Consider the following 17408-nt stretch of genomic DNA (forward strand, 5'->3'; position numbering starts at 1 on the left):
GCCATTTTTTCAGTTCGCCGGTATTGTAACCGGATTCATTTGTTTTGTCTTTTCCTTGTAAAACCTGTCGATGGCAAGGAAGTAGTCCTCCGCATCCCAATCAGTGCCCGCATGCTCAGTCTCGAATTCTTCCGCCCACTGGACGATCTCGGCATTGACGGCACGGGAGTCCCTGTCCTCCCACAGGTTGTCCGCCCCGGCATTGTAGGCAAGGTCCACGACAGCCTCCTGCAACTTGTTGTAGCCGTTACACTCTCTACCGTTGGAACGCAGCCATAAGTCCACGTCGACGGCATCCTCTTCCGTCGTCCCATTGTGCAGGCACAGGCACTGCCCGTTGCCGTTATGGCATACGAGGACCGGCCGTTTGGTGTCGGGGCATATCCGTACCAGCAGCTCATTGGCGGCAAGTGTTTCCGTATCATGCCCATTGAGCATTGCAGGAAGCGCCTGGCTGACCAGACTCAGGATTTCCTGTTCCTCCTTTGTCCCGGACGGCTTGGAAGCCAACAGGTTCTGTATGCGTTTAAGAAGATTGTAAATCATAATCAGCAGTCATTATGTTCTTTCCAGATTTTACGTTTCTCGTCATAGCCCTTGTTTTCCCACCATTCATTGCAGGTTTCGGCAAACCCCTGATGGTTGTCTCCGGCCGGACACTTGTCCTGACGGCAACCCGTGATCTGTTCCATTTGATTTGCGTCCAACGAGTTCCACCATTCCTCCATGCGTTCTTTGAACTCTTTTAAAGTACAGAATGGCTGATGGTCCTCGCATTCGTCGCACCAGTTATCATAGCGGTCTATACCCGTGGTACCGATGAATGTACGGGCATTCGGATCCACCCATGCCTGGGTCTGTATATTGTCTGAACCGCACCCCTCGCATACGACAATCTCGTCGTCATTGACATCAGCGGAGATGAACCCGTGTTCTTCCAGCCAGTGGGCAATCTCAAGCAATCCCTCGGTCTGTACCTGTCCGATGGGCTCATCGAAATCCTCGCCGGCTTCGCCGTTGAGCGTGCAGAGCAGTTTGCCGTTCCCGTCGATGAAAAGTTCATAAACGGTCGCACTTTCATAACCGCCGTATCCGTAAAAAGCGGAATTGTGGACCACCACTATCGGGGAGGTTTCATACTCCGCTGATTCCGCCTCCCGGTAATGTACGCCGCAGTTGCGGTAGAACGTGCCGATGATGTTGTTCTCCTTCTTCACGGCGTCGCGGATTTTCTCCATAAGTGATCTTCTGATGGAGATGATACTGAGGTGCGCATAATCCTTACGGAGACGTCTGTACACTTCCTGCTCGAAGTTGCCTCGAACAGAGTCGAAAGGGGATACGCCGGCGTTCTCCCGGATATATTTGTCCTCGTTAAAGTTGTAGCGCCGGCAGACAATATTCTTGACGCGGCGGAATTCCTCTCCGGCAAATTTGAGGATACTGTTCTCGCCTAGCGAAGTCGGAAAATAGCAGCGGGGCATGTGCACTGTCATTTCACGGTAAAGTGTGTCATCGTCTTCCGGAAAGGTTCTGTCTGTTTCCGGCTTTGTAGGTTTTTCCTGTTCCATGTTGCTTGTTTTTTATCTGTAGTTGAACAATTTCCGGTTTGCCGCCCGTTGCATGGCGGTCACCATATTCTTATGTCATAATCTTTAAAATAGTATTCCAACTCTTTTAATCCTTCCAAAGAGTGCAGCTCGTTCTTTCCGGTCACTTCGATGTCGACGGATACTGCATTTTCATCTTTGATGTTTACTTTGGCATTGTCAAACACGCATCTTACATATTCTGCAATGCATGAGGCAGGCAGGTCGTTTTTTACAATATTAAGTACCATATTATTTATTGTTCATTAAATGTTTGCTACGTCCATAAACCGGGCACCGCTTGCGGTATCTGCATTCGCCCCGGGCCGCGTCGGTATGCGCCCGGTGCCATTCATCCCAGCTCTTCACTCCATTGTCTGTAAGGAATATGATCAGTTGCATGCAGCAGAAACCGCGTTCCTCACGTTTCCGGTCATGAAGGTTGGCCAGCCCGTTATCTTTAGGTTTCATACAGGTTTGATGTTACGGCAGGTTTGCTCGAAACGCCTTCATGGCATATCATTAAAACCATGAGACATGCACATAGGCATCGCTTTGGTCACTGCCGTTGATTAGACAATCAAGTACTTCGATAAACTTTTCCCGGTCCATCCCGGCCTTTGCCAGGCAGGAATAAAATTCTTCGGCATTCTGCCGGAAGGTTTCATCCTGTTCTGAGATATGTTTTCTTAGCTGCTGCAGACCCGAACGGGCTATTTCGAAGTCATCGGTATAGGCGTCTTCTGCGGAGTTATCAACTTCGAACATTGTCAGGATATCATAAAAGATATCCTGACCGCCCCCGCCATACATACCCGGATATTTGTATTCGATTTGCCAAACTCTGGCTACATGTAGTTTCTGGCCATTATCTTTTCATTTTTCGGATTTGTTGTCTTATGCAGTGCAGCATCAATTCGATACCACGGATGCTTTCCTCATTCTCTTTCAGTTTGTAATAGTAGGCGTTCGCTTCGTCGTAGTCTTCCCGTGCCTTGCGCAATCTGCATTCCTTGGCGTCACGGACCTGTTCATGGGACAGGTCGTAACCGATGAACTCGTCCATGAAACAGGAAACCGTACGCCCGTAATAGTGGTCCGTGCGGGTTTCCACCGCAGTACGGATGATGTCGTCGCACCGCCTTCCGAGTGTCCGGAGTACGTCGCTGATATGCCGGTCATGGTACTCGTAACCGAAGAAACGGGTATACCACTCGTGTTCCTGCCGGTTTGTCTTCCCCGCGTAATACTCGTACCATTGGGCGTCGCACTTGGTGTGCCTCTGGGTAACCTTGAATATGGCATACTCTTCACCGATCCATGTAAAACGTGAGAGTATCTCACTCGCTTCTTCCTCATAGTAGCTATCCCGCCAATTCAATTCTTCGGTCTGGCTGAGCGGGAGGAATGACTGTTTGGTGATCCACTGCCCGAAACCTTTGTGCGTGACATGCGGAAGCACTTTCACGACCTTGCTCCATGCCTCGTTGCAGGCTTCATCCAGTGAAGGGAAACTTTCAGGAAAGCGTTCCCTGTCCGTTCCGTCTCGCAACACCTCGTTCCAATCTTTGTCGCAGACAATGAGGGTGAGGTCCTCCCTCACATGGCAGTCGCGTTCGCAATAGCCGTAGGGAGCATCGCAGAGCGTGTACCACTCCTTCGGTCCATAACCGTCGTCACGTCCCAGATAGCGTTTGGGCTTACCCTTCTCTGTCTGCACCTCCCACACTTCCGTGCAGTTTCCACGGTCGATATGGTGCAGGCGTACCCTGATTTCCTTGTTATCTCGTTTTTCTTCCATGTCGTTCATTTTTAGTATGGCCTGTCTTTTTCTTTTCGAGAATCCGGTAGATTTCTTCAAGGTCATGCTCATTGTCTATCGGTTGCCCGTATTCCGTATCCACGATGACCACCCTGGCATTGGCCAGGTGACATCCTGCTATCGTCTTGTCATAGCCGCTCCATTCAGGATTGATTTCTGTTACCGTGTCAAATTCAAGTCCGTATGATGTCTTCATTGTATTTCCAGTTATTATGCGTATTTTTCTATTTTATGCTACCGCTTTGTTCTGCCCGTCGATAATATGCCTGCATTCGGCTTCCAGTTCTTTCATACATTCCGTACCATAGAATCCCCAACAACTGTCCAGTTCATTGTCATCGTCACTTTCCGGCATGATGCGATACCCGAAAACTTCCCCGGTATAGTAGTTGTCAAGGGTACTGATTTCGTCTTGCAGGTATCCCTCGATCCGCTTCCTGCGTTTCGCGGTGATGTTCTTCCACCCGTATTCCCGGCGCACCTTGTCCAACGGTACCGCGATGATTCCGAAAAATCCGGAATCCCACGGGCAGCTGAACGGCGAGGTGGATATTGTAATGCCGCCATGGTCGTAGAGGTAGACCGGCAGGGCGATATATTCCTTCAGGAACGATTCCCGGAAATTTCCGATATGCCCTTCAAAAACCTTGTCGATATCGAAGTGGTCATCAAACTCCTTCTCCGGGCGGTAGCGACGATGTGCCGTATAAAGCGTACCGAGATTGTCATATGCTTCACGCGGGCTTCGGGCGTCATCATCATAATAGATGTTGATGCGGTACCCGTTATATTTGATTTGATTATATAGATTCATTTGCCTGGGTATTATGTCTTGTTACAAAGTCTTACAAATTGTTCCGTAATCTCGTCCCGCTCGAACTCGTCGCAGTTCAGGTCGAAGAATATACCCGAAGCCGCGAGCATGTCACGGGCTTCCCCGTAGGTAAGGTCGTTCCTGTGCCTGTATCTGTCCACCATGTCCCGATGTTCGGCTTCCGCCCGGTCGTGCAGCCTCATTTTATACAGCCTGTACCATGCGGGGAACTGTTCCTTGGAAACCATATTTTCCAGCTGCAAGTCCCGGTATCTTCCCGGTGCCAGCAGGATGTGGCTGTCAATGTAGGACTTCGCCTCGGCTATGATTCCCTCCCTGGTGAAGGGACGGTGGGAGCGTGCCGTGAAATGCACCCATCCACCATGCAACGGGTGTTCGATTTCAATCTGCACACCCTGCCTCCTGACATGTACCACGATATAGGCGGTCTGGCCGGGGAACATATCGTCCTTGAGGCTCACTCCCCGGCAGGCCGGCGGGTCAACATGGATGTAGTGGTCCTGCCTTGCGCCCCCGAGGAACCTTTCAAGCTGCCGCATCGACTGGCGGTAGATGAATGTCCCCACGCGGCACTGGCCTCGGCGGATGTCGCCGTAATAGTACTTTCTTGCCCTTGCTCCGGTAATGCGGGACTCGTCCGATGCCTCGAAATAGCTCCGGTAGGTATCGTCCGTACGGCAGAAATCATATATTTCCTGAAAAGTCCTTGTTTTCATTTGTTACTCCTTTTTATGTATTGTCTTCTTCCGGCGGGGGAAATTCCCCCGTCCTGTAAAATATCTCTCCGAGACGGTCAGCCTGTTCCGCCAGACCTCTCTTCCGGACAGCCGACACGGCATCGCGTGCGGCCTTTTCGTACATGCCCAGCAGTACCGCCTCGGGCAGGCGTTTCGTCCGCCACACCTCCTGTGCGGTGGCGAGCATCTCCACCTCGCAGCCCAGATGGCTGGCCGTGAGGATAATGACGGCATTGCCGATGAAGTTCGGTACGCGTTCTTCCTGTTGTTCTCCTTTCATTGTTCCGTGCCTTTAATCCGTTTCGAACTCGTCTTCATAGACCTCGATCTCCTTCCTGCTCTCGCAGATGCGTACCAGCCAGGTGTATTGGAGCCGTTCCAACAGTTCTATACGGCGATAGCCCTTGTAGGGCACTTTCAGCGTTGCAATGTCTCCCGGTTTCATGTCAGGCGGGTATTTCAAACTGGACATGGAAATGGAATTCGCTTATCAGGCTGCAAATCTGCGGTACTGATTTAGGATCCTCCCCGTAAAGGTAGAAGATGGTCCGGCAACGTGTCAGGCATCGGATACCCTGTTTTCGTAACCGGTACAGCAGGTAGGCCCTGCGTCGTAGTTGTTTCTTGCTCATCGTATAAAGGATTATGTCGTTTTGATTAGAATAGCGGTGTGGTCGTCAAACAGGGGCATCTCTTTACGTTTTCGATGTAATGCCTCCATTGAAAGATGCTCATCTTGTGTTAACAGGGATGAGCATCATTTCAATGGAGGGAGTACTAATTTATTCTGACCCGCCACACCGCGCCGCCTACCGGGCGGATGGTGATGACGGCCTATTTCTTACGCCATGCCGCCATCTTCTTTTTGATGTTGATATTGTTGTCCGCCAGCATTTTTTTCAGGACTGCCAGCAACCGCCAGCCTTCTCCGTTTTTATACTCTTCCGCCTTGGCTGACAGGAACGTCAGTGACTGGTACTTGTCCAGACGCCGACCCCGGTCATTGACAGCCGTGCAACCGTGGAAACGAATCAGGTTCTGCATGGTAAAGAACGCCCCGGCTCCCTTATAGGCATCCATCCATGCCTTGCTTTGAGGAGTGCCCCATGGCAGCCGGATACGACGGTCATTGAACTGTCTGACCGCGTTGTAAAGCTGTGTGGCGTCCAACGCGTGCCTGATGTGGGTTATCGCGATGGAAAGCGGGTAGTACAGTTTGGATTGCAGGTCCTCCACGAAAATATTACGGCCGTGTATACGCTTGTAGGGAACTCCCTTGCATTTTCTTGTTTCCAGGTTGCCCACGTGTTTTTTCAGCGCGTTGACATAGTCGCTCGCGATGGCCAAAACCACATCACGGTTGAACCAGCGGTTTCTCTCGGCAAAACCCGTGATGTCCTTGTGTTCCATCTTCATCTGGGCGTGCAGCTCGTTCAAGAGCATTTTCCACTGGTAATCATAGCCTTTCCGGTGAATCATCTCGGTCACCCCTGCCGGCTCTTTTTCACGGTAATGCGTGTATGACATCATATGGAACATTTGTGCCATGACCCACCGGCGGAAGAGTCGGTTGTTGGGAACGGTACCCTGTGCCATGATGCTGCCGAATATCGGGTCGTTGTCATCCAGGATGGTAAGTTTCCCGTCTTTGTTGGAGGCGATATACTCGCCGCCCTCGGCTCCCTGCATGGCGAACAGGCAGCTCACGTCCACACCGGCACCGCGGAGTGCCTCGATACGCTCCCGCGCCCCTTTGGGAAGTCCGGCAGGAGAATTATGGCCGGCCACCACCGGATAGACGGTGCCCAAATCCGAATTCTTGCCGATAACGGTGCCCGTGGCGGCAAATTCCTTGTCCGCGATGGCGAATTCCGTGCCGCATCCGGGGCACAGGACTTTTGTTTCTTGTTTCTTTCTACTCATTGTGAATTTGTTAATAATTGATTACTTCCGGGTTCCACCCATTTTCTGAGTATCACCAGGTCCTTGTCTTTTTCGCTTTGCCAGAACCATTTGCCCATCGTTTCGGGATTCCATGTGAACCCGCCTATAATCCGGCAGAGGATATAGAATTCCAGCTCGAATTGCGCGGTATCCCGGTGTTGCCCGTACAGCATGTCCCCGTCCTCGAGGTCACTTTCGGGCAATGCCATGAAATACCGGCGGGACTTGCTCTGGCTGCGCTCCGATGGTATCGAATGTTTATAGCGGCGGTACAGCTCCTCCACATCCGTGAAAAAATCCCCGCAGCCGTACTCCGGCAACCACGGAGCGCCATCATACCTGCCGTTCCGTATCATGTGTCTCCCGTTTACTTTTAAACTTCTGGACTGGAAATCAATCCGGAAATTTGCGCCGTTCTCTATGGCGGTGACGGTTTCTCGGTAAATATCTTCCATTTTCTCACCTGTTTACAATTAATGGCACTCAAACCCCTGGCGCGTATCTTTATAGTCCTGATAAATACAGTAGGACTTCGGTCCTGAACCAGGTAGTTGCCTGGCTCAGGACCAAGCTTGAATACTGTATCTTGAATTTGGGTCCCTCGTGCATATGCGGTCGCGCTACCTTCTGTTCAGGGGACTCATCCGGACGGTACATCCCTTTAAAAACCTGATACGGGCCGCGAGTACAGCTGGAACCTGTGTCATCTGTCGTGTTAGCAGGAGATAACACAGGCTCCAGCCGTGTGAATTGCGGCTCTGTTGAAATCCCGGCCTTGCCCCCTTTGCCCTGTGCTGTTCTTTTTGCGGTTCCCGGAATGCCGGCACGTTCCTTTACAGGTCCGATGTCTGCTGTGGCGGAAGCCGGAATGGCGCCGTCGTATAACGTTAGGGATACGACGGCGCGAGACGGGCTTATCGGGGACAGCAGGCTGAATCCATTCCCCCGAACCGCACGTTCCCGTGCTGGAAAAGACTGAAAGTTCTCATAATACCGGCACATGGCTTTATGCTTCCGATGTATCCCGCGTATGGGTCTTCTGCGGAGTCCGAAGGCGACGGTCAGCCGCCTTCAGACTCGGAAAGAAGACGTTGGTACGCGGGATGCCCAAACCTATTCCTTGAACTTTCCCGGTGTGCTCCGGTAACGGGTACGGGACAGACGGCACATGACTTTAATTTCCCGATACATTACAGGCGCAGCCAGAATCGAGATGGGATTAACCGGGTGTTAGACCGGTTAATCTCGATATGGATTCTGGTTATAAGCCTGTAACGTTGAATAGCCTGCCCGTCCACCCGTTCTGCCGTGTGCCCGGCGTAACTTATAGCGATGCCACCAGCGTGTTGTACACCGCCCGGCTGGTCAGAAGGGCGTTACGCATGCAGCCGACAGTCAGGTAACCCGGTATGTCCCGGTCTGTTTTATCGCGGTTGGCCTTCACGTTGCGTCCCCGTCCCCGGACGATGCAGCCATCCGGTTTGGTTCGGACATATCCCAGACCGCCGATCTTGCACCTGCCCGTCTGAACGGCTCTAAAGCAGTCCATCACGAACTTGTTCAGCTCGTTGAGGTCACTCTTCACATTACAGACCGGCAATACCTGTATCGCCCAGCTGAACTCGCCCTTGTACAGGTAACGGTTCACGGCGTCCACGGCTTTTGCCAGTGTCGTGTCCCGGCAGCGGATTGTCCGCCGCTCGATCTCGTGCTGGAAGGTCTTGATGCGTGATGACGAGAGCGAGACCATGCCGCCCTTGATACTGAATCCTAAGAACTTGAACCAGACATCGGCTGCCAGGTATTCCACTTTCTTGGGATTTAGCTTCATGGATTTATCTTCCAGGCGTTTTTGGAGTGTGTCCATCGCTTTTTCATAATCCTTGCCGATAAAAAGCATATCGTCGGAATACCGGACGTAGTAGCCGTTCATTTGTGACAGTTCCCTGTCTAGGTCGTAGAGCAGTACATCCGCCAGCCAGCTAGCCACAGCACAACCCTGTTTCAAGGATTGATACTTGCTTTGCAACCGGTTATCTTCATCGAAATAGAGGTCCGAGTGGTAATATTTCCTAAGTACGTCTATCAGGGCAGACTGGCCGTGTTTGGCCTCCACCTTGTCGAACGCCTCGTCGATGAACCGTATCGGAACACTGTCGAAGTATTTGGAAAGGTCGGACTTCCAGCCCAGACAGCCGCTATTGCCGGTTTCTGTCATCCGGTGGCTGACTTCCGTAACTACCTTGCCGCACCCTATACCGGTCTGGTAGGACTTGCACGAAGAGTGCAGCATCTCCGGCATCAACTCGAAGAGCAGGTCGTTGGCGATACCCAGTACTACGCGGTCCATCGGCTCGTTTACGTACACTGTGCGGAACTCACCGTTGTCCTTGGGTATCTGCGCCGTGTGGGGAGGGGAAATCTCGTACTTTCCCCGGCGCATGGCATAGGCCATCGCCATACGGGTATGCTCGTCGGTCAGCCGAATAAGTTGGTCTTTCCTAATGTCTTTCAGCACGCCTTTCTCAATGGCCTTCGTCCACCGGCCTATGTCGAAGAACATTTGCAATATCTTGTCTTCATTCATGGCACTCAAAACTTTTTTGGGAAAGGATAAAATTCAGTATGTCCATGCCGGATTCTACGTCACATTCCTGCTCGTACTCCTCGCCCGTGTAGTAACTGTAACCCATGATGAAGATTTTCCCGTCTTTCCGGAGCGACGCGTTCGTGATGACCAGTTCCACGGGGTCACGGTCCACAACATGGAGATAGGTCGAGGATTGTTCACCGTTGTCATCAAGGCTGCCGCCACACTCGGAAAGCAGCTTCACGGACAGGGCGTAACATTTTTCATTCAGGGCTTTCTCCGCCACGTGATGGTTGTTCATCTCTTCCGTAAGTGTTCGGATGCGGTCACCGCGTCTCTGCTCGGGAACCGGTTCGAAAGCGGTTTCGAACATCCAGACAGGCATCCATTTATGGAAGACGGCGGGTCCCAAGCGGCATATGTAAACTTCATCGTTCTCTTTCTCCGTCTCCGGGATATCCATTCCCGAGGCTCGTGCTGCCGCTACGCTCATGCGCTCGAAACCGCCGAGGCAGGAAGGTGCCGACTTCAAACGGTAGGGACGGATGTTTCCTACAGGGACACCCATTGACATAAGTAGCATCCCCTTAAAAGTGTCGGTAACGGGAGTGGTTTGCTGTTTGTTCATTCTTTTATTCATTTTCTGGTCTTTGTACATACATTATGATTTCTCACGCATCCTCCGCAAGGGCCACAAGCCGCTCTTCCGGCAGCAGGAACTCCTCGTCCGTGAAGTAATAGCAGATTTTCCGGTCCACGGCCTCCGCCTCGTCCGATATGGGTGCGCCGTCTTTGCCGACCAGCACGTCTTGCAGACCCGTTACAGAGACCAGGGTTTTGTATTCCCCGCCCGTTCCACGGAACAGCGTCAGTTCCCTGACAAAATATTCCCTGTCATTCCATGTGATAATCTCAAACATTTCCTCCACTTCCGGGAACAGCCGGCACAGGACCGGAAACAGTTTGCAGGCATCGCTCCGGAGCATCAGGAAGACACATTCCATCAGGCATAGTCCGGCATCTTTGAGCATGGGCAGCAATACGTCCGTGCCTGCTCCGTTTGCCTCTGCCACTATCAGGGCTTTCCAGTATCCTTCCTGGAATGAGTCCGTCCAAGGGATGAGTTCGGCTGCCCTGACGGAATAGGAAACCGCGATTTCTTCCGGATTGTCCTCGTCCGTGGAAATCAGTCCTATTTTCGTGTCATCTTCGACAGGCTCCTTTACCGGCAGGCAGACTTTCATTTTCCGGAACGTGTCCGTGTCCTCGTCCGCCCAGTTGACAAAGCCGCCGAATCTTATAAAATCATATCTGCTCATTTGTCATTATTGTTTATTGTTATTTACCTTACAATTCTTCCGGTTCTCCATCGTTGATACTCCGGTAGAAACGGTCTCCGTCCGCCCACTTCTTGGCGGTGATAGCCAGCTCGAAAGCTTCCTCTATGGAAAGGCCGTCGGCGGGAAGGGCATCAAGGAGTTCTCCCATGCATACGTCATTCTCGCGATACTCTTTCTGCACCTTTCCGAGTGTCATTCTGCCCTTGTCCGTCTTTTTACGCCACAAAAGCATCTGTTGTATCCAATTTTTCATGCGATTCTTTTATTAAAGGAAATCCTTGGCATAACTGCGGGCTTCATTGAAAGTGTTGAAGCCGATTCCACTCATGCAAGAGATTGCCCAGTATCTTAATTTCCTGCTTTCGGCACGGGCAAGATAGATTTGCCCGATACGAATCCCGTCTTTGAGAATGTCATGCCGCTTGTCTTTTGTAATCCGTACCATGTTCCGACATTCACTTGTCCATTTTCCAAAATCCGTAATCGGACCCGTCACCGAGATGAGCACCGAAATAGTACCCCTCCGGTGAGTAACTATCGAGCGTGTCGAACAGCGATTCCAGCAATCCCGCCGCGTCATCGCTGTTCCACCAGTCTGCTTCTTTGTCCTCCATGGCATGGGCGGGGATGGCATTCATCACCTGCACGTACTCCGGTGTGTCACGGATAACGTCCAAGAACGCCGGAATCAGGTCCTGCGTGCGCATCGTGCCGTGGGAGATACTCTCTCCCGGCACGGCATGGAGGCGGTTTTGTGTCCTCTCGTCTATGAACATGGCATTTAGATAAAGGGCAGACGGGTATCTTCCAGCATGGAGGCCAGCATTTGACACATCTCGTATGAAGCACGGTTGCGGTCGTCAATGCAGCGTGAATCACGCCCTGCCATAGCGGTAATGGAAGCCTTTACCGTTCTGAAGAATGTCTGTTCCAGTGTCTTGTGGAAATAAGGAAGAGCCTGGGCGAAACGTTCGGACTTGAATCCCAAATCGTTCATGGCGTATTCCAGCTGTTTGGCCGCCTTGTACTCGCGGCTGTTCTCCAGGCTTTCCGGAATATCACCGAACTGTGCGGTCCGGAGCTGGCGTTCCAGTTCGATGACGGCCACCGAAAGCAACAGCTTGATGGCTTCCGGGTTGCCGATACCGTGTTTCTGCCCGTCAGCGGTATGGAACTCGATCAGGTTTACACTGTTATTCTCTTGTAATTCTTTGTAGCATGCGAGGGTCTTGCTGAGCGCTTTTGCTTTCTCTTTATCCATAATTTTATCTGATTTGATTGTTATTGCACACAAGTACGTCCCCAACGATGAAGTCTTTCGACGCCGGGTGATGAGCACGGAATATCCTGCTCGCTTCAAGATTGAGGGACAGAGGGATAAATTTGCCTTCCTCGTTGACGACCATTGTCGTGTTCCCGTCCAGTTCCACCAGTTCGATGTAGCCGCCGACAATCGCCTGCATCTCCTCCAGCGTGAAGTCTGAGCCATTGGCTGGCTGCACGGGTTGGCGTGTTCCGTCCGTTTTGATGATTTCTGTCATAGTTGCTTTGAAATTTTAAGATTCATGACTCGCCAGTATATCCAAAATCTGTTGCAAAGGGAATTTTTCAGTCCAGAATCGCTCGTCGGTATGTTTGCCGTACGCCCGGTATCTGGCTTCCCCGTTTGCAAATACCGCCAAGATATGGCTGACCAGCACATTGTCCGGCGGAACCAACCTTTCCAGTTCCGTTTCGGTCAGTTCCACGAAGCACCAGTTATTGTCTTCCGGCAAGTCCTCGCTGCCCAGTATCCCGTCCTCGTCCGGCTGGTAAAAACCAACCGATATGTCATAAAAGTTCAAAGACTGGAAACTGATGTCATCCTTGAATGGCTTGACGGCTTCCAGCCTGCCGGACTGTGTCTGTCTCCACTCTTTTGACAGGTACACGATTGCAAAGTCGCAGCAATCCCATGCACTGTCAGTTCCTGCCTTGAGCAGGAGGTATGGGGTAGGTTCATTTGAGATTTTCATCGTATTTCCCTCCTTTTATGCCACGCGTGATACCGTTTCACGGTGCGTAGCTGGTTAATGATATGGCCAAAAAGCTTGCGTGAATAGATGCGGTAATGGAACACAGCCGAATACTCGCATACATTGCCGTGAAAGTCCACGTGGGAGCGGTCATCCGCAAAGTCGAACAAGTCGCCCTGGATTTCCAGCGTGTATTTGTTCTTCCGTAGCCAGTCAAAAAACTCGAAGATGTCCTTCTTTTGGGAGTAGAAAGTACAGTATTCGTAGCGGTTTCCGCGCAGGTTCCTCAGCAATGCCGCCATCTCGTTCCGTTCCCGGCGGTCGCCAAATTCGGATCCCGTCCGAGTGGCGAGGTTCTTCAGGAAATATATTTTACCTCCATACTCGAAATAGTACGGTATGTAGGTGACCGTCTTTTTGTACCAATTGACATATTTGACAAAGGAAGCCTTCTTGACGATGGCGGGATGCAGGTTTACTTTCTCCATGTGTTCCCGAATCTGGCGGTAGATTTCCACATTGGAAAGACGTACGGGACGTTCCGCCCGGAAATACCTGCCGTCCGACTCGAAACAGAGCGCGTACAGGTTTCGGTAATACGGTTCCCCGACAAAGAACCAGTCGCTCTGCATGCGGGCCGGAGGCAGGCATTCCAGCAGTTCGTAATAACGTTCCTCCGTAATTTCATGGAAGGGCTTGCAAAGTGCCCGGGTATAACGCTTCACAAGCAGTGTCATGCGTACCGGTGATACAGCGACCAGGTACGGGTTCTTCTCCCTTTCGCGCAGTGCTTCCAGCGTCTCGCCGCCGTAGTCGCTGTGCATGTCATCCGACATCGACGTGAGGCATGTCCCGTCGAAATAACGTGAATCGATGATGTATCTCATGGGCACTGGATTAAATGGTTATTTTCAACACCTGACCGGCGGCATATTCGGCATTGCGGGTGAGCTGGCGCTGCCATGCCTGGTTGCGTGGCGCCCACTTGAAAGCGTTACGCTTCAAGGTCGTACGCATATCGGTATCGGGTATTTTGTCGAAGAGGATTTGCAGGCGGTCTTCTTCGAAGTTGTAGACCACCTTGCCGCCATCGAACGGAATCTCACGATTTTCACGGCTTGCCCGTTCCTGCTGCTTTTCCCGCACCTTGCGGACGAGTTCGGGATACTTGAAGATTGAATGGCGTGCCGTGACGACAGGTTTCTTGACTTTGTCGTTCCACTCTCGCAGACGAGCGACGGCACGGTCGATGATTTCCACGTTGCCATGGTTGACATAGGTGGAGAGTCGCCCGGCGAGGTTGCTGACGAAGAGAGCCCGGCTATAGCCTCGTGCCGTACCCGTATCGATACCGTGAATGGTCGAGGCGGCATCGTCGATAAAGGCTTTGACCTTCTGCCACTCCTCCTCGAGACGCTGTTCTTCGGGCTTGGCCGCTTCGGTAGCCTTGCGAATCGCTTCGAGTGCACGTTCTCGCCATTCCCGGAACGCCGTGACGCTCTTGGCGTGGCTGTTGCAGGCCTTTTCGTTGCGGCCCGTGTTGAAGCGTGCAGGTCCCGTAATCATCGCGCTGGCACAACGGCTGTTGGCGGCGATCATGGCAGAGAAATAGCGTTTGTAGTTTTCCATGTAACGTTCCCGCTGCTGCTCGGGCATCGACTGCAAATCCTCGTGCAGTTCCTTTTCGTGCGAGGCGATGTCTGACTCACCCCGCTCGTCGGGTGAGAAGGAGGTGAGGTTGTAGGAGCTGCACGCCTGCTTGAAATATTCTTCCAGATAGCCCGGGTGCGCCACTTCCACAACTTCCCAGTCCTTGAAGTCCGCCGGGGCGAGGATTTCTTCCTTGCCCGGATTCCCTACAAGATGGGAATAGCTGCAATACCCGTGTCTCTTTCCCCTGAAAAGAAACGCTACCGGTTCGCTTTCCGGGGCATCCACACGCCGCACCATGGTCACACGATGGGCATTTTCCTTTGTCAATAATGTTGTTTCCATACCTTTCTTCTTGATTTCGTTATTTGATTGTTTCCGATTTTTATTGTTGCTTCATCCGGGCGGCATGGTCCATTACAGAGGCGAACCCCACCTCGATACCTATCTGGTATCCGCCCTTGATGGTCGATTCCAGCTCCGCCTCGCTTTCGATCAGGGATTCCGAATCATCGGCATAAAGCCTGTACAGGGAGAATACGTCTGCCTCCCATAGCTTCCGGGCATTTTCCGCCGATACAAGCAGCCACACGAAACCGTCCTCACGGGTTACCTTGACGGCGGCTTCGCTATGGCTCAGAGTCCGCCACTCCTTGATGTCCAGTGCCACCCTCCACACGATATACATCAGCGCATCGTGGCGGCTTTTAATATCAGGGGAATCGCACAGGCGGCTGGCCACATCTTTGAGTGTCCGGAAAGAGTCCGCCATGAACTGCTCCACGACATACGGCTTTTCGGCAATGGCGGAACAGGCATCGTCCGCCCTGCCTGATTCCGGAACGGTCTGAATATCCTCCTCTTCAAGGAAGATTTCACGGTGCAGGTAGTCCAAGTAGTAATATGATTTCATTCCGCTTATTCTTTGGGGGTGAAAGTGATTCTCGTGTGCCCGTCATAACCGAAGGACGGTTTCAGGCCGAAGGCTTCGGCATCACTGCTGATGCAGCAGATGTCCCAAATCTCCAACCCTCCGGCGCAGGTTATGACGGTATTGTTTTCAGATATTTGCGGCGACTTGTCTTTCAATGCAGCCCCGCCGCAGATGCCGCGTAGAATAACACCACGCTGGTGGGTAGTAAGTTCTTTCGTTTCCATAGACCTAATCTTTTGCTTTTACACCGAACATGTTCTCCATTGTACTGGCGAGGGCTTCCTTGAAACCGTCGCTTACGCCCCAGTATTCAAGTAACCCGTTGCCGATGACCTGCATCTGTTTGTCGGTGGGCATATCGCCATCATACCCGTATTCCTTGAGCAGGGCACGGCTGATGATGACACCTTTTATCTCGTTGATTCTATGTTCCTCTCCCATAGCCGTTAATACATCTTTACCCGCAGACCAGATATCTGCTTTCTCGTTATTTCTGTCATTTTCTTTATCCGTTTATAAAAGCATAGGGGCATTCCGCCCCCATAGTTGTTATTAATTCATATTATTTTGCATGATTTTTTCCGGAACACCTATCCGGCATAGATGTACTTGAGCTTGGGCACTCCGTTCTGGAGCACGGTGAAGGCGTTTTCTTCCACCTGCACGTCCTTTGCCTTTGGCCACCATAGCCACGAGAGTTTCCCGTCGGGTTTGAGGAATGCCACGGCATTACCCTGCACTTTCCCGACCTCACGCACGCCGAGGTCTTTTCCGCCCTCGAACAGCCGGACACACCGCCACTTCGAGCCAAGCGTCATTTTCCGTTTCACGTCTGCTAATGTTTTCATACTCATTGCGTTTTTATTATTGCATATAAATTCTGCATTTCCGGTTGCACCGTCTCAGGCTGTCCGCCGAGAGCGGATAACTGCGGTTCAAATGGTCGGGAAACCCTTCTCGGAACATCAGCTCCGCCGTAGCGTACTCCTTGCACCATTTCCGCCGACGTCTCCCACGGGCAGGTCTCGTTTCCGGCATCCGCCTTTTCGGAGATTTCGGCACACGCCATTTCCCACCGACAAACACCGCTTCATATTCCCGTTGTAACACGCCGCTGCAATACGCCGCCACGCTGACAGCGGGCACACTTCCGAGCTGTCCCGTCGCGGCAAGGCTGTCAAGCGTATCGGTGGCAGCCTTGAAACTGGCAAAGCACCCGTAACTGCGGGTGCGCTTTGCGTCAAACACTTCTATCATATTTATTCGTTTTATTATTGGCACATCCGTTCTCCGCTTCCCCGCACAGGATAACAGCGGAAGCACGGCAGGCGGTTCCGCAGAACGCCAGACCGTGCTTAACCGTGTTATATACAAGGTAGGCACAACGCCTCACGGCGCAAGGAAGTCATATCGGAGGGAATTTTAGAAAAGTGCGGGCATTTCAGGGTGCAATCCTGACACAGTGTATATCAATGCCCGAAAAAGCGCGCACGCCCCGCAGTTTCCGCAGCACGTGTGCGCGTCATGTCACTCGCCATCGTCCCCGCTGTCAATTCCTGCGGTGATGTTGCATATCTCCTGCAATGCCGATTCTATCTGCACAAGGTCGTCGATGTCGAACTTCACGGCATCGCAGTCCTTCTCCCACACTTGGCGGGCTATGAAGACGGCATCATGCAGCGACCGCTCGGACTCTTCCAGAGCGGTCTTCAGGTCGTCCACGGTGTACTCCCCGTCCTGCGGCGGAGGTACAGTCCCGGCACCGTTTTTTGCCGGGAAATTCTTTTCGCCTATCACGTTACAGTTGCTTTCGCCCGAAATGAAAAGCGCGTATCCGTGGCATACGTCACAAGAACACGCGCTTACGACGGCAGATACGAAAAGGGCAGGCAGTCCCACACGTTCAGCGGGCTGCCTGCCGTCCTTTTGCCTTTTTCGGGCAGGTTTCAGTT

General features: G+C 52.1%; 31 protein-coding genes. All 31 read right to left on the minus strand.

The window, feature by feature from the left end; translation table 11 throughout:
- Positions 1–9 precede the first annotated feature (9 nt).
- Positions 10–546 carry a hypothetical protein gene (locus BQ5591_RS20150; RefSeq protein ID WP_004293654.1) on the minus strand — a complete coding sequence of 179 codons (537 nt, stop codon included), beginning with the start codon at positions 544–546 and terminating at the stop codon, positions 10–12.
- Positions 547–548: 2 nt separating this feature from the next.
- Positions 549–1571 (minus strand): hypothetical protein, encoded by a 1023-nt coding sequence (locus BQ5591_RS20155; protein WP_004293653.1) that lies wholly within the window; start codon positions 1569–1571, stop codon positions 549–551.
- A 59-nt stretch (positions 1572–1630) separates the two neighbouring features.
- Positions 1631–1840, minus strand: coding sequence for a hypothetical protein (locus BQ5591_RS20160; RefSeq protein ID WP_004293652.1), 210 nt, complete (start codon positions 1838–1840; stop codon positions 1631–1633).
- Between the two features lies 1 nt (position 1841).
- Entirely contained in the window at positions 1842–2060 is a 219-nt protein-coding gene (locus tag BQ5591_RS20165) for a hypothetical protein (RefSeq protein WP_004293651.1), read from the minus strand.
- A 51-nt stretch (positions 2061–2111) separates the two neighbouring features.
- Positions 2112–2357: a hypothetical protein gene (locus BQ5591_RS20170; RefSeq protein ID WP_225982485.1), complete on the minus strand. Its 246-nt coding sequence runs from the start codon at positions 2355–2357 to the stop codon at positions 2112–2114.
- Positions 2358–2457: 100 nt separating this feature from the next.
- Complete coding sequence (locus tag BQ5591_RS20175; RefSeq protein WP_004293649.1) at positions 2458–3390, minus strand: hypothetical protein; 933 nt, start codon at positions 3388–3390, stop codon at positions 2458–2460.
- Positions 3371–3607, minus strand: coding sequence for a hypothetical protein (locus tag BQ5591_RS20180; RefSeq protein WP_004293648.1), 237 nt, complete (start codon positions 3605–3607; stop codon positions 3371–3373). Before BQ5591_RS20180 ends, BQ5591_RS20175 begins: the two co-directional genes overlap by 20 nt.
- 33 nt (positions 3608–3640) lie before the next feature.
- Positions 3641–4225: a hypothetical protein gene (locus BQ5591_RS20185; protein ID WP_004303947.1), complete on the minus strand. Its 585-nt coding sequence runs from the start codon at positions 4223–4225 to the stop codon at positions 3641–3643.
- 11 nt (positions 4226–4236) lie between these two features.
- On the minus strand, positions 4237–4962 hold the full coding sequence (locus BQ5591_RS20190) for a hypothetical protein (protein WP_004293646.1): 726 nt from the start codon (positions 4960–4962) through the stop codon (positions 4237–4239).
- Positions 4963–4975: 13 nt separating this feature from the next.
- The gene (locus tag BQ5591_RS20195; protein WP_004293645.1) at positions 4976–5263 is read right to left on the minus strand and encodes a hypothetical protein; all 288 of its coding nucleotides are present in this window, start codon (positions 5261–5263) and stop codon (positions 4976–4978) included.
- 12 nt (positions 5264–5275) lie between these two features.
- Entirely contained in the window at positions 5276–5455 is a 180-nt protein-coding gene (locus BQ5591_RS20200) for a hypothetical protein (RefSeq protein ID WP_004293644.1), read from the minus strand.
- Complete coding sequence (locus BQ5591_RS21020) at positions 5430–5615, minus strand: hypothetical protein (protein ID WP_074042456.1); 186 nt, start codon at positions 5613–5615, stop codon at positions 5430–5432. The genes BQ5591_RS20200 and BQ5591_RS21020 overlap by 26 nt, the downstream gene beginning before the upstream one ends.
- A 202-nt stretch (positions 5616–5817) precedes the next feature.
- Positions 5818–6906, minus strand: a complete 1089-nt coding sequence (locus tag BQ5591_RS20205) for a hypothetical protein (RefSeq protein ID WP_004293643.1) — start codon at positions 6904–6906, stop codon at positions 5818–5820.
- Complete coding sequence (locus BQ5591_RS20210) at positions 6903–7382, minus strand: hypothetical protein (protein WP_004293642.1); 480 nt, start codon at positions 7380–7382, stop codon at positions 6903–6905. The genes BQ5591_RS20205 and BQ5591_RS20210 overlap by 4 nt, the downstream gene beginning before the upstream one ends.
- 869 nt (positions 7383–8251) lie before the next feature.
- Complete coding sequence (locus BQ5591_RS20220) at positions 8252–9514, minus strand: RNA-directed DNA polymerase (RefSeq protein WP_004303952.1); 1263 nt, start codon at positions 9512–9514, stop codon at positions 8252–8254.
- Positions 9507–10145 (minus strand): hypothetical protein, encoded by a 639-nt coding sequence (locus BQ5591_RS20225; protein ID WP_004303954.1) that lies wholly within the window; start codon positions 10143–10145, stop codon positions 9507–9509. Before BQ5591_RS20225 ends, BQ5591_RS20220 begins: the two co-directional genes overlap by 8 nt.
- A 43-nt stretch (positions 10146–10188) precedes the next feature.
- Positions 10189–10836 (minus strand): hypothetical protein, encoded by a 648-nt coding sequence (locus BQ5591_RS20230; RefSeq protein WP_004293639.1) that lies wholly within the window; start codon positions 10834–10836, stop codon positions 10189–10191.
- 28 nt (positions 10837–10864) lie between these two features.
- A complete protein-coding gene (locus BQ5591_RS20235) occupies positions 10865–11110 on the minus strand; it encodes a hypothetical protein (RefSeq protein ID WP_004293638.1) in 246 nt (81 codons plus the stop codon).
- Between the two features lie 12 nt (positions 11111–11122).
- Entirely contained in the window at positions 11123–11302 is a 180-nt protein-coding gene (locus BQ5591_RS20240; protein ID WP_004293637.1) for a hypothetical protein, read from the minus strand.
- A gap of 10 nt (positions 11303–11312) precedes the next feature.
- Entirely contained in the window at positions 11313–11633 is a 321-nt protein-coding gene (locus BQ5591_RS20245; protein WP_004303957.1) for a hypothetical protein, read from the minus strand.
- A gap of 5 nt (positions 11634–11638) precedes the next feature.
- Positions 11639–12118, minus strand: a complete 480-nt coding sequence (locus tag BQ5591_RS20250; protein WP_004293635.1) for a hypothetical protein — start codon at positions 12116–12118, stop codon at positions 11639–11641.
- Between the two features lie 4 nt (positions 12119–12122).
- Entirely contained in the window at positions 12123–12398 is a 276-nt protein-coding gene (locus BQ5591_RS20255; protein WP_004293634.1) for a DUF3846 domain-containing protein, read from the minus strand.
- Between the two features lie 15 nt (positions 12399–12413).
- The gene (locus BQ5591_RS20260; protein WP_004293633.1) at positions 12414–12872 is read right to left on the minus strand and encodes a hypothetical protein; all 459 of its coding nucleotides are present in this window, start codon (positions 12870–12872) and stop codon (positions 12414–12416) included.
- A complete protein-coding gene (locus tag BQ5591_RS20265) occupies positions 12869–13759 on the minus strand; it encodes a hypothetical protein (RefSeq protein ID WP_004293632.1) in 891 nt (296 codons plus the stop codon). Before BQ5591_RS20265 ends, BQ5591_RS20260 begins: the two co-directional genes overlap by 4 nt.
- A gap of 10 nt (positions 13760–13769) precedes the next feature.
- Complete coding sequence (locus BQ5591_RS20270; protein WP_004293631.1) at positions 13770–14867, minus strand: hypothetical protein; 1098 nt, start codon at positions 14865–14867, stop codon at positions 13770–13772.
- Between the two features lie 40 nt (positions 14868–14907).
- Positions 14908–15435: a hypothetical protein gene (locus BQ5591_RS20275; RefSeq protein WP_004293630.1), complete on the minus strand. Its 528-nt coding sequence runs from the start codon at positions 15433–15435 to the stop codon at positions 14908–14910.
- A gap of 5 nt (positions 15436–15440) precedes the next feature.
- Complete coding sequence (locus BQ5591_RS20280; RefSeq protein ID WP_004293629.1) at positions 15441–15680, minus strand: hypothetical protein; 240 nt, start codon at positions 15678–15680, stop codon at positions 15441–15443.
- 4 nt (positions 15681–15684) lie between these two features.
- The gene (locus tag BQ5591_RS20285) at positions 15685–15897 is read right to left on the minus strand and encodes a hypothetical protein (protein WP_004293628.1); all 213 of its coding nucleotides are present in this window, start codon (positions 15895–15897) and stop codon (positions 15685–15687) included.
- 149 nt (positions 15898–16046) lie between these two features.
- On the minus strand, positions 16047–16304 hold the full coding sequence (locus BQ5591_RS20290) for a hypothetical protein (RefSeq protein WP_004303959.1): 258 nt from the start codon (positions 16302–16304) through the stop codon (positions 16047–16049).
- Between the two features lie 16 nt (positions 16305–16320).
- Positions 16321–16713 carry a hypothetical protein gene (locus tag BQ5591_RS20295; RefSeq protein ID WP_004303960.1) on the minus strand — a complete coding sequence of 131 codons (393 nt, stop codon included), beginning with the start codon at positions 16711–16713 and terminating at the stop codon, positions 16321–16323.
- 270 nt (positions 16714–16983) lie between these two features.
- A complete protein-coding gene (locus BQ5591_RS20300; protein WP_004293624.1) occupies positions 16984–17355 on the minus strand; it encodes a hypothetical protein in 372 nt (123 codons plus the stop codon).
- Positions 17356–17408: the final 53 nt, after the last annotated feature.

Origin of the sequence: Bacteroides ndongoniae (assembly GCF_900108345.1) — a bacterium.
GTDB lineage: Bacteria > Bacteroidota > Bacteroidia > Bacteroidales > Bacteroidaceae > Bacteroides > Bacteroides ndongoniae.